This window comes from Gemmatimonadaceae bacterium (assembly GCA_036003045.1).
Lineage (GTDB): Bacteria > Gemmatimonadota > Gemmatimonadetes > Gemmatimonadales > Gemmatimonadaceae > JAQBQB01.
On sequence record DASYSS010000081.1, the window covers coordinates 1 to 12,001 of the forward strand.

General features: G+C 64.8%; 12 protein-coding genes. 1 reads left to right on the forward strand and 11 read right to left on the reverse strand.

The genetic code is table 11. The features are described 5' to 3' along the window. The 5 genes from VGQ44_17950 to VGQ44_17970 all read right to left on the reverse strand — a co-directional run. Positions 1-1,757, reverse strand: a 1,757-nt coding sequence (locus VGQ44_17950) for a S9 family peptidase (GenBank protein ID HEV8448722.1), incomplete at its 3' end; no start/stop codon positions are given. A 66-nt stretch (positions 1,758-1,823) separates the two neighbouring features. After that, positions 1,824-3,005: a DUF2891 family protein gene (locus VGQ44_17955; protein HEV8448723.1), complete on the reverse strand. Its 1,182-nt coding sequence runs from the start codon at positions 3,003-3,005 to the stop codon at positions 1,824-1,826. Between the two features lie 26 nt (positions 3,006-3,031). Further along, positions 3,032-4,384 carry a DUF2891 family protein gene (locus VGQ44_17960; GenBank protein HEV8448724.1) on the reverse strand — a complete coding sequence of 451 codons (1,353 nt, stop codon included), beginning with the start codon at positions 4,382-4,384 and terminating at the stop codon, positions 3,032-3,034. A 301-nt stretch (positions 4,385-4,685) separates the two neighbouring features. Further along, the gene (locus VGQ44_17965; GenBank protein ID HEV8448725.1) at positions 4,686-4,934 is read right to left on the reverse strand and encodes a hypothetical protein; all 249 of its coding nucleotides are present in this window, start codon (positions 4,932-4,934) and stop codon (positions 4,686-4,688) included. Positions 4,935-4,960: 26 nt separating this feature from the next. Continuing rightward, positions 4,961-6,133, reverse strand: coding sequence for a hypothetical protein (locus tag VGQ44_17970; protein HEV8448726.1), 1,173 nt, complete (start codon positions 6,131-6,133; stop codon positions 4,961-4,963). An 81-nt stretch (positions 6,134-6,214) separates the two neighbouring features. Here VGQ44_17970 and VGQ44_17975 point away from each other — a divergent pair, with 81 nt between their 5' ends. Further along, positions 6,215-7,252 carry a proline racemase family protein gene (locus VGQ44_17975; GenBank protein ID HEV8448727.1) on the forward strand — a complete coding sequence of 346 codons (1,038 nt, stop codon included), beginning with the start codon at positions 6,215-6,217 and terminating at the stop codon, positions 7,250-7,252. Here the strand turns inward: VGQ44_17975 and VGQ44_17980 are convergent. From VGQ44_17980 to VGQ44_18005, 6 genes are all read right to left on the reverse strand, one after another. After that, entirely contained in the window at positions 7,230-7,373 is a 144-nt protein-coding gene (locus tag VGQ44_17980; GenBank protein ID HEV8448728.1) for a hypothetical protein, read from the reverse strand. The genes VGQ44_17975 and VGQ44_17980 overlap by 23 nt on opposite strands. Before the next feature lie 2 nt (positions 7,374-7,375). Further along, positions 7,376-9,130: a family 43 glycosylhydrolase gene (locus tag VGQ44_17985; protein ID HEV8448729.1), complete on the reverse strand. Its 1,755-nt coding sequence runs from the start codon at positions 9,128-9,130 to the stop codon at positions 7,376-7,378. A 123-nt stretch (positions 9,131-9,253) separates the two neighbouring features. Then, a complete protein-coding gene (locus VGQ44_17990; protein ID HEV8448730.1) occupies positions 9,254-9,688 on the reverse strand; it encodes an NAD(P)-binding protein in 435 nt (144 codons plus the stop codon). Then, positions 9,673-10,239 (reverse strand): antibiotic biosynthesis monooxygenase, encoded by a 567-nt coding sequence (locus VGQ44_17995; GenBank protein HEV8448731.1) that lies wholly within the window; start codon positions 10,237-10,239, stop codon positions 9,673-9,675. The genes VGQ44_17990 and VGQ44_17995 overlap by 16 nt, the downstream gene beginning before the upstream one ends. Positions 10,240-10,267: 28 nt before the next feature. Further along, a complete protein-coding gene (locus VGQ44_18000; GenBank protein HEV8448732.1) occupies positions 10,268-10,513 on the reverse strand; it encodes a hypothetical protein in 246 nt (81 codons plus the stop codon). 24 nt (positions 10,514-10,537) lie between these two features. Beyond that, positions 10,538-11,962 (reverse strand): ATP-binding protein, encoded by a 1,425-nt coding sequence (locus VGQ44_18005; protein HEV8448733.1) that lies wholly within the window; start codon positions 11,960-11,962, stop codon positions 10,538-10,540. Between the last annotated feature and the right edge of the window lie 39 nt (positions 11,963-12,001).

The window sequence follows — 12,001 nt, forward strand, 5'->3', positions numbered from 1 at the left end:
GGGATGTCCGTCGTTCCGTACATGCTCTGCAGGTCGGACAACCCCGCGCCCATCCGCGCCGCCTTGAACCGACTCGTCTGGCTCACGACCCACGCAGTCATATAGCCGCCGTAGCTCCATCCCTCGAAGGCCATCTTCGACGAATCCGCGATGCCGCGTTTGATCACGTCGTCGACGCCGGACATGATGTCGCGGTAGTCGCCGCCGCCCCAATCCATGATGTTGGCGCGCGTGAACTTTTCGCCGTAGTTCGTGGAGCCACGCGGGTTCGGGTACAACACGGCCCAGCCCTGTCCGGCCCACACCTGGCCCGGCGATCCCCAGTTCGCCTTGAAGCCGGCGTTCGTCGCGCCGGTCGGACCGCCGTGGGCCTCGACGAGCAGCGGATACTTTCGCCCGGCCTGATAGCCGACCGGCTTGAGCAGCACACCTTCGACCGGCGTGCCGTCGGTGCTCTTCCACGTGATGACTTCCGTCTCGCCCAACGCGATGTCGCGCAGCTGCGGGTTGAGGTCGGTGAGCTTCTTCGGCGACGCGAACGTCAGGTCGCTCACGTACACGTCGGCCGGCGCATTCGACGAGCCCAACGTGTAGGCCGCGAGCCGTCCATCCTTCGACAGCGACGGATTGCCGATCAGCATCTTGCCGGCGAGGTGATTCAGTTTGTTCGACGCGACGTCGTACGCGTACACTGCGGTCCACGCGCGCTCGCCCGTGGTGAACAACACGCGCGAGCCGTCGGGCGTCCAGCGCGGGTTCCCGGCCGAGACGTCAACCTTTGGATCGTAGGTGTCTTTGGCTTTGCCTGAGGCGACGTCGTACAGAACCAGATGATCGTTGCCGATCTCGCGATCCATGATGCTGTCGGCGCGAGCGACGTGGCTCTGCGGAAGTACGGTGAAGGCGATCGTCTTGCCGTCGGGCGACCACGCCGGCGGCGATCCCGCCTCGGGCTTCGTGGTGATTTTCTTCAACGATTTGTCGCCGATGGTTACTACATAGACGTCCGAGCGTGAATCTCGGAGCATCGTCGTCGGCACGGCCTGGAACGCGAGCCGCGTTCCGTCGGGCGACCAGCTCGGCGCTCCGCTGACGGTGAGATTTCCGTGCGCGACTTCCGTGGCGTGCTTGGTCGCGACGTCGACCACCCAGATGTGCGATAGCCGGAAGTTCCCCTCGAAGATTTGCGGGTCATCGCGCCGAGCGGTTTTGGCTTCGTCCGTCTTGGGCAGCGTATCGACGGCGAGGAACGCGATGCGCGAGCCGTCGCTCGACCACTCGAAGCCGCCCACGTTCTCTTTGGACGTCGTCAGCTGATACGCTTCACCACCGTCCAGCGGGAGGATCCAGAGCTGTGTCTTCGCATCAGTGCCCGATCCCCGAGCAGACAAGAAGGCAAGTGAGCGGCCGTCGGGCGACCACTGCGGCGCGTTCTCGCCGCGCTCGCTGAACGTGAGTTGACGCGGAGCTCCGCCCGCGGCGCCGACGATCCAGATGTGCGATCGCGTATCGTGCTTATCGCCCTTTGCAGTATCGGGCTTTGCCGGATCCGTCGACGCGCGCGCGTTGGGATGCTCCCAGGCACTCACGGTGTACGCGACCCTCGACCCGTCGGGCGAGAGCAAAACGCCGCCGACGTTCTTGAGCTCCATGATGTCCATGAAGGTCATCGAGCGCTTGCTCTGCGCGCCGGCCGTGGCGGCCGTGACGAGCAACGCGGCGACGGACGTAATTCCGCGCATGCGTGAGGCGTTCATCCGAGAACTCCGGTACGGGTCACGCGTATCTTGCAGCGCGCCCCATCGGATTGCCATAGCGGCGGCTTACGGAGCGACCGGCAGATTCGTGATCAGGTAGGTCGTCGCCCAACTCGCGTAGTAGTGCGAGCCGTCGTATCCAACCGCGCCCATGAGCGGAAAACCCGTCGCCGCCTGGATCGCCGCCAGACGACGCAACACCGGCACTCTCGGATCGCCCGGTGCGAGCGCGTCCGCCAACTCACCCATCGAGGTGGCACGTACGAAGGCGAGCCCAACGATGTGGGACTTCGACGCGATCGCCGCGGGGTTCTTCACGAATTCGGGACCGAGCCCCTTCGTGAGCGGGCGAAATTCGGCGGAGTAGAGCGGCGGGAGGAACGCATCGAGCCAGGGAAGAAACGACTCGCGATCCATGAGCTGGCCCATGATCGCCGCTTCCATGAGACACGGTGACGCAAAGTCACTCGGCCCGGGTTCCGCGGCGGTGTTGCAGCGGACGTCACGCTTGAACAGGCGCTCGGCCGAGGCGCGGATCTCGGCTTCGAGAGCCGGATCGAACGATCGAGCGTATCCGAGGGCATTGTCCATCGCCATCGCGGTATTCGGATGCACGCCGGTTCGAACCGGCTGCTGGAGTCCTTTGAGATAGGTGATCATTCGCTCCGACATGTAGCTCGCCATCGGCTGCATGTTGGCGGCCCACCGCACGGCGTCGGAGTCGTTCCACGACCGCAGCTCGTACTGGAGTCGGAGCAGCCAGGCGTATCCGTACGGCAGCTCGAACGTGCCGGCGGTCTTAAAGAACTGTAAATCCCCGGCGACGTTGTTCGCGCCGAAGTGATCGTTGAGCTTCTGACGGATCGCCGGCGCGGTGGGCAGGTCGGGGAACGTCTTGAGAATTCTCACGAGCGTCCACGCCGAATTCACCGCCGAGTGCCAGTCGTAGCAGCCGTAGAACGCGCGGGTGGTTTCGTAGTCGGCGACGGGCGTGTACGTCGCGTGCCAGATGTACGGGACGGCGTTTGGCCGAGGCTGCGGGTGATCCATGCACGACAGCGGCATCGTCGAGAGCTGCAACGCGGTCGCCCGGTCCAACGGATGAGGCGCCACGACCGGCAGCGACGCATAGAACGACGCGAGATCGCTGAACACGGGGTCGCCCTTCGGGCGAGCGCCACCCGCCTGCACCGCCGTTTGCGCGAGCGCCGCGCCGGCGACGAGTGACATGAGTACCGCTGTCGCCACGCGTCGGAGAGGGATGGGGAGGGGGATCATTGTCGCACCGTCATATATAGAAGCGCCTGCGCCGGCAGCCACGAGAGTCCGGCCTGATCGTCCCGCATGAGCTCGAAACCGCGCTCCGCTTGGATCGCGGAGAGTCGATGCCAGGCCGCAACGCGCGGATCGGTCGCGGGAAGCGCGCGAGCGATGCGCTCCATCGACTGCGCGCGAGAGAACGACAAGCCGGCGAGTCGAGCGCGTTCCGTTGCAAGCGCGGCGGCTGCCGCTGCCGCCGCTGCGGCTCGACCGGCGGGCGTCGTGTCTATAGGAGGCGCACCCGCGGGCGGTTGCGGCGTGGGGGGCGGAGCGGCCGTCGGAATCGCGATCGCTTCCGTGAGCGGGGCGAAGCGACCGGACTGCAGCGGGGGAAGCGCCCGGTCGATCCACGCGACATATGCTCGCGGCGCGAGCACGCGCGACATGAGCGCCGCTTCACTCAAACACGGCGAGGCGATCACCGCGCCGGCGCCACCGAACTGTGTGGGCGGCGGAGCTCCGCGCGCGGCCGCGGTCAGATCGTTGGGCGTCGTCGGCTGGTGACTCGAGGTATCTGCGTTCACCGCGCCGCCTCTCCCTCCCCCTCCCCCTCCCCCTCCCCCTCCCCCTGCTCCTCCCCCTCGACCTCCGCGACCGCCAGCTGCCGGAGCGACGCGTTCGGATTGTGTCGAGCAGGTTGAATCCGACAGGTAAAATTTCCGGGCCGTCGAGACGATGGCCGATCGCAGCTTTGTGTCGTGCGCGACGTCGGCGTAATCGAACGCGAGGGTCATGTTGAGCGCCGTGTTGCCTTGAGCGCCCGATCGAATGGGCTCGACGAGTTTCGTGAAATACGCGCCGAGGCTGTCGGCCATCCATGTGGCGAGCGGCGCCACGTTCGCCGACCAGCGCTTTGCTTCGGTCTCGGGGGGGCGCCAAGTGCGCAGTGAGGACGCAAGCTCGAGCAACCAGGCGAATCCATATGGACGCTCGAACAACCCCGTCTGGCTTGCCGACGGAATGGGATTGATCGCCTCGGCGGTCGCCCGAAAGAACGACAACTCTCCGTCGAGATTGGATCGCCCGAGGTGGGCGTTGAGCTTCTCTCGCGTGAGGTCGCGGAGAGTACTCTGCGGGTAGCGTTGGAGAACTTTAATCGCCGCCCATGTCGACGAGACGGCCGAATGCCAGTCGCCGCAGCCCCAAAATGCGCGCAGACGATCGTGGTCGTTCATGAGCGTGTAGCTCGCGACCCAGAAATAGCCGGCGCCGCTGTTGGCAGCGGCGGGCGGCAAACCGCGCGCGGGGGTGTTGCTCGTCGAGTCGGCCGCCGCCGCAGCGCGGCCGCGCGTGCTGTCTGTCGGCACGGGTGCGTTCGCTCGGCCGCCTCCGCGACCGCCGGGCCTCGGCTGGAGTCGGTCGAGACACGAAAGTGGCAGAGCGCCGAGCCACAGAGCTACCGATTCATCGAACGGTCGCGGTGCGACGGCCGGGAGGTGGCTGAGAAGGTCGGGGAGGTCCCGATAATCGGCTCGCAGCGAAACTGTGTCGCGACGAGTTGTCGGCTGTTGGGCGCTTGCCGGCTGCCAAAGGCATACCGCCGAAAGGCCGGCTGCTGCGAAAATGCGACGCATGGATCAAGGCTTTGGGATGACGACACGCCAGTCCTCAAGAGATTACCACGCGAAACGCTTTCGCGATATCTGCCGGTACGGGCGTGGCTGCTTTGCGCCAATCGGCCACGCGGCTGATCGACCAAGAATTCAACGCAGATGCCGCCGAATTGAACGACAATCCCGCAGATAACAGCAACACTCTGCGGGATCGCTGTTCAAGATCTGCGGAATCTGTGTCGAGCTTTGCGGGCTGAACTAGAACTTGGTATTCCAGGCGGAAGCCCGGCTTCGAGGCGAGCATGGCTTACCTGGCGGCGGCCAGGTCAACTACTTCACGCAGGCCAGCGCCGCCTCGTTGAACCCCACGCGTCCCGCTCGCGCCGCCGCGATGAATGGACCGATCGGGCAAAGCGATTGGGTCGGCCCGCTGAACCCGCCGAACCCGCGGCGCATCGAGTACGGGCGAATGAACACGCTCGCCGAGTCGACAGGAATGGATGCGACGTTTTCATAAAACGCTAATGCCTTGCCGTCCTGGAAGAGATACTGCTCGACGTTCGAGACGTAGAACGCGCGCAGCGTGCCGTGATGCTGGGTGAGGTACGCGCCGATGGCGCGCACGGCCTTCGGGCCGCCGAAGTCGCCCGACACGGGCACGATGAGATTCCGTTCGTGAAGCGATTTGATCGTCCGGTAGTTCTCCTCGGAGGACAGAAAGCTCCGTGGTTGCCCCGCGCTATCGGCCGAGAAGCCCGTGAGCTGGGCGAAGTCGCCACCCCGGCCGTTGGAGAGACCGCGCGTCGCGATCGACGGGCCGTAGCCGACGAATGCGTCGAAGACGTACTTGAGCGTCTCCCGTTCATCCGGAGTGAATGTGAACCCGTGCGTCTCGAGAAGGTGCCGCGCCACCCGCGCGTACGTCCTGGCGGCCAGGGCGGAATCGGTGCCGACGTTGCGATAGGCGGCCCACATCGCCTGGATCGACGTCGACGTGTCGAGCCCAGGCGGCCGCGGCTTGGCGAAAACGAGCGAGATGAAATCCGCGCGGTCTTTCGCCAGCTCGAAGAACGCCTTGAACATCAGATGCTGCACGACCGCCTGCCGTCGAATGTCGACGATGAACGCCATGCGCGGCCGAATGGACGCGATGTACGTGAAGTTCTGCTCCGGACCCACACCCATGTACACGTCGCCGGCGACATTGCGTTCGCGGAGCGCGGTGAACAGCGCGCCAACTTCCATTTCGTTCGAGGTGAAGTTGTCACGAATCTGGAAGTAGCCGCCCGGCTCCGAGATGTCCGCTTGCAGCTTCCAAAATTCCGCGTCGGTCAGACGAGTCGGGAGCGCGTCCGGCGGCGCGTCGGGAACGGGGCGGACACCCGGGCGAGACTCCACCGACGGCGCCGCCGCAACCGGCGCCGGATTGGCCGGCGCGCGAGTGCAAGCCGTCAGCGTCAGAAACGGGAGAGCGATCGAGACGATTCGTCGAGCCGCGTTCATGGCCGGGCCTGAAAGAGTGGATGTACCAGTATATTCGCCAGGACCCTCAATGCGGCAGGAATCTCGGTGAGGTTTTCCAACATGGTGCAGGCGATCGATGCGCATGCCTGCGGCGAACCAGGCCGCGTGATCGTCGGCGGCGTGCTCGACGTCCCCGGGACGACGATGTACGACAAGATGTGCTATCTCCGCGATCACGCCGACCACCTGCGCCGGCGGATGCTCACGGAACCGCGGGGCTATCCGGCGGCGAACTGCAATCTGATTCTCCCGTCGTCGAACCCGGCCGCCGACGCCGGCTACGTGATCATGGAGCAGGTCGAATACCCCGGGATGTCCGGCACGAATACGATCTGCGTGACGACCGTGCTCCTCGAGACGGGAATGCTGCCGATGACGGAGCCCGTCACCGAGCTGACCCTCGAGTCGCCCGCGGGCCTCATCGAGGTCCGTGCGGACTGCGCCAACGGAAAGGTGAAGCGCGTCACGTTCAGGAACGTGCCTGCGTTCGCGGCATATCTCGACACGAACATCGAGGTTCCGCACCTGGGCACCGTGATGGTCGACGTCGCGTACGGCGGAATGTTCTACGTCATCGCCGACGCGACCCAGTTCGGGCTGCGCCTCACTCCCGATGAGGGGCGCGACATCGTCCGCATTGGCGAGATGATCAAGGCGGCCGCGAAGGAACAGTGCCCGATCGTGCATCCCGAACAACCCGGCTTCGAGGGAGTGACGATCGCGCAACTCTCAGGACCGCCGCTCGAGAGCGACGCCGACTGGCAGAACGCCGTCGTCGTCTCCACTGGTGAACTCGATTGGAACAAGCGAAGTACATGGACGGGTGCGATCGATCGATCGCCGTGCGGCACGGGCACCTGCGCCAAGATGGCAACGCTGTACGCCAAAGGAAAACTCTCGCTCAACCAGGACTTCCGGCATGCGGGCGTGCTGGGAACAGTCTTCACGGGGAGACTCGTCGAAGAGACGAAGGTCGGGAAGTACACGGCCGTCGTGCCGACCCTTGGCGGTCAAGCGTGGATCACGGGCATGGCGACGTACGTCGTCGATCCGGACGATCCGTTCCCCGACGGGTTTACGGTGGGCGATATCTGGTAGGCGCGGCGATGATGCGCTGGACTTTCATTGGAAGATCGAGCTCCTCGTATCGGGGCGACACGACGATTCCGTTCGCGCCGGCGTCGTAGGCCTTCATCACGCACTGATAGATCGTCCGCACGCCTACCGCGAACAGTCCGGCGTCGCTGCCCCTCTTGCCGACGGCCTGCGCGGTGGTCGCGCACGCGTCGAGTACACCTCCCACTCCTGGAGCGCCACCGCGGCAAAGGACGCACCATCGGTCGATGCGTCGAACACGGCGCGCAAACATCGCGTCGTTACCGGAGTGAAGTCGACCTTGTTGTCGGCGTCGAGCGTGCTCGTGTACGGCGAGCGCGCGCTGACCGCTTTCCATCCCGAGTCATCCCAGTATTCGAGTCGCCACGCTTTCGGCGGCGCGACGCCGACGCCCGACCCCGCGGCGTGATCGCCCCAGAAATGAAGGCTCGATCCGGTGAGCATCTCCGGCTGCTCCCACTGATACATGATCCATTGTTGCGGCGGATTGCTGCGCGACCACGTGGCCCACATGTCGGGGGGAAGCGGCGACTGGCGCACCTTTCCGTCGTTCACCGCGCGCAACCAGTACTGTGTAGGAACGGGCAGGTTCGACGCGGTGATACGCGCGTGCGACGCGATGTTGGCGATCGGAGTGGTGTCGGCCGGCGCACCACCCGTAGGAACGACCTTCTTGATGCGCGGCGGAGAAACGCCATCGTCCCATTCGAGACGATCGATCGCGACCGAGCGGCGGAAGTGCCCGCCGTTTCTCGCGTCGGCCGTGTGGTAGACGAGATACCACTTGTTCTTGTACTCGATGATCCCGGGATGCGACGTCGTCGACGACACCGGATCGAGAATCACACCACGATAGGTCCACGGACCCAGCGGCGACGGTGACGTTCCATACGCGATGCATGCGTAGTAGACGGCTTCCGTGCACTCGGACGTCGGTCCGGCGGTGTTGGCCGCGTATGCCATGTAGTAGGTGGCCTTCCGCTTGAAGAGCCACGACGCTTCGAAGAAACCGTTCAGCGTGCGCACGTCGATGGGTGTGGCTTTGAACGTGACCATGTCAGGCTCGAGCTCCACGCCCTTCAAACGGCCGAACGTTCCCCAGTAGAGAAAAACGCGCGCGTCGTCATCGACGAAGATCGTGGGGTCGATGTTCTGGATGTCGTTCGCGATCGGATATGACTGCGACACGACCGGACCTTGCGGGTGCGCGTCGCTCCACGGGCCAAGCGGCGAATCCGCGACGGCGACACCGATCGCGAACTTGTCTCTCGTCGTCGCCGCCGCGTACACGACCGGCGCATAGAGATAGAACTTCCCGCGCGGGCCCCGCACGATCTGCGCGGCGTAGGCGCGGCCAGGCGCCGCCCACTTGAAAACCTGCTCGGGTCTCAGGAGGTGCGGGTAGTGCGTCCACCGGCCATCCATCGGATCGGCGCTCGTGACGAGCATTTGCCATTCGGGCATCTTGAAGTCGTTGACGCCCGGGCCCGCCGTGTCGCGGCCCGTGATGATGTAGAGTTCTCCGTTCGCGACGAGCGGGGCCGGATCAGCGGTGTAGTCCTTTCCGTCGGCGAGAATCGGATTCGACGTCGCGCGAACGGTGCGCGCTTCCAGTCTCGGCGAGTCGTCTGCGCCGGCAGCCGTTGTCTCCAGCCGCGCAGAAGCCGTGCAGGCGGCGATCGCGCATGGCGCGGTGAGCATGAGAAAACGCATTGCCGGAACGATGCTGGTCGGCGGGTCGAGGCGCCACTCGTGCTCCTGGAGAGGCATGAGAGCTGAGGCAGTCCTGAGCCCTGGGGTGCGGTCGCCGTAGCCATTCAGCGAAGCGAAGGCAAGGCGGAGCCGGACTCGGTTCGTCATCGAGTAGAAATATGTGGAGTTCAACGCAGCTCTCAAATCTCAATACACGATGTTGAACCCTCGATGCCGGTCTCATTTGCCCCAGGCCACCGCGCTAGTAGATGTGCAACTTTTCGAGGAGCGCTACCGGATCATCGACCCTCTCGAACAAATCCTTGTTGCACGCGCGTCGATCAGATCGCTCAGTGAGCGCTCGATGGCGTCGAGCGGGGCGAACCCGGTCGTCCATTGATGCAACAGCGACGAGAGGTCGGGAGGAATCGATCGCCTGAATGCGATGCCGTCGTCGATCTCCGGCGCCTCGAAGACGGCGTCGACGTTCTCTCCGTCGATGTGATCGACGCGGTAGCTGTCGACCGAATCCGCGACGAGGTAGGACGCGAGCTGCACCATTCGTGTGCGCGTGTACTCCCGGCGCTTTTCGTACAGACGGACGGAGAATGCGTCATTCGATTGAAGGAGGGCGGCCACCAACAGTCCGACAGGTCCGGCGCCAACGACGTGCACCCGGCCGGAGAACTTCGGTGTGTCGGCTCCGGATGTCAGTTGAACAGCCATTTTCTGATCAGTCTCGTGTAGCCGGGCATGACGACGTACACCATGAGGAATACCACGATGCCGGTGACCGCGAGCGTCGTCACGAGGCGGTTGTGGCCGAGGGAGAATCGCTCCAGCACGGGCGTGACTCCCAGCGGCACGAGGAGCACCAGCGGGTAGATCGCCGACCACGTGACCATCGACTGTTTCCACCGCACCGGAACCATCGCTTTGGCGCCGAGCGGAGTGAACCAGAAGTCCAAGCCGCTGCTGATGAAGAAGTCGTCGCCCTTCACGAAGAGCGGCTGCGCCTTCTTGATGAGACGCGCACGGGTGGGCGACTCTATCCAGCCTTTCAGATTGGCTTCTGAATCGAAGCGCAGGATGATGGTGAAGGTCGCAGTCAACCCGGGAACTGGCCGCACGATGTTCCAGTCGAGGCAGCCCGGAGACGCCTTGGCCAGCGGCGAGATCTCTGTGAGCCACTCCTCGTACGCGGAGAGCTTGCTGGGGCGAACTCGGTGAGTGATGACGACGGTCGCGCCGTGGTCAATCGCTGCTTCGGACGTCATGGTTCACGCTCGCTTTCACGTGATCACCTCACGCTTCGGGCGACGTCGCCCCTAATGCGCGCTGCTGCGCCCGCCTTGCACGCCAGTACAGAACCACCCCGATGAGCGCCATGATCGCACCGGGGATGATGAAGAAAGCGACGTCGAGAAGGGAGCCGAAGGCCGGCATACCATCGGACGGAGCATTGACGCCGGTCATCTGGGACAGTCTGATCAGGTGCCCGACGCCGATCATCGCCCAACACACTCCAAGCACGACGAGCACGACGCCCACGCGGACCTCCGCGATGTAGTCAGGCTAGGTGGTGGCCCGCGTCGCCCGCACGCTGGCCGCGGGCATTTGAACACGAAACACCGTACGCCCCGGCTGTGAGGTGAAATCGAGGTCGCCGTCGTTGAGATGAGCGAAACGACGCGCGATGTCGAGCCCAAGCCCCACGCCAAGTCCGACCGGCTTGGTCGTGAAGAACGGATCGAAGATGCGAGCGCGGTTTGCTTCGGGAACACCGGGACCGTCATCCACGACGCGTACGACGACCAGATCCCCATGTCGTATTGCGTTGACCGTGACGTTCCCCGTCGCCCTGCCCTCTCCACCCGTGCCGGCGGCGTCGATCGCGTTGTCGATCAGCTTTTCCCAGACCTGATTGAGCTCGCTTCCCACGCCGTGGACTCGCGGCAGATCGTCGGCGGTCTCGATCGTCATCCGCACGGACTTGGCGCGCGCCTTGTTCTCGAGCATGGCGACCGTATCGGCCAGACCTCGGGCGACGTCGACGGCTTCAGGCACGCCGTCACGGTCCATGAACGTGAATCCCTTGACCGCGTTCACGAGTTGGTGGACGCGCCCCGTCGCCGTCACGATCTGCGACGCGATTTGAGGAACGGCTGCGTCGCTCGCGACGTAACGAATGGCGACGGCGAGCGCCTCTGGCGGCAGGGCGGCGGCAAGATCGTCGAGCGCAGCCACGCTCACCCTCGCCGAGGCGAGCGACGACGCCGACGCCGGGTCGACTCCGTGGCGAGAGAGCCAGTCCGAGAACTCGTCCTCTCGATCCGCCGCTTCGAGCGGACTCCGCGGCGGTGCGGCGTCGCACATGTCGCGAAGCGCGTCGATCTGCTCGAGTTGTTCGTCGGTCAACCGCGCGCCCGCCAACGCCCGTGATGCGGCGCGCAGATCGCGCAGCAGCGGAACGAGCGACCGGGCATGGCTCGATGCTCCGGAGGCCGGGTTGTTCAACTCGTGCGCGAGCCCGGACGCAAGCCGGCCGAGCGATTGCATGCGGTCGTCTTGAATCTGGGCGGCGCGATAGTCGCGCGCGCGATCGATCATGGTGTGTACGAGCGCCGTGGTGAGCTCGGGACAGTCACGCACCAAGTCTGAAAAGTGCGACTGGCTGAGGGCGAACACCGTCGTGTCTTCCTCGACGACGACTCGGCCGGCAACACTTCGAACGCGCGAATAGGGCATCGTGCCCGCCACGAAGCCGCGTCCTGCATCGGTGAGCTTTCGCCAGCTGGCGCCTCGCGGAACATGCAAGGCGAATAGCCCGTCCGTTACGATCCACATCTCCGTCATCGGCGATTCGTAGTCCATCGCGATCTCGCCGTGTGGGAAGCGGCGCACTTCTCCGCGCGCGCAGAGCCACTCGAGCTCCGCGGGGGGGACTTGCGCGAAGAGCGGCAAGGACGCGAGCGAATCGACGATGTCGGCGGCGGGCATGACGTGGATTCTCCGCCTTTGACCGGAAAGCGCAACCCC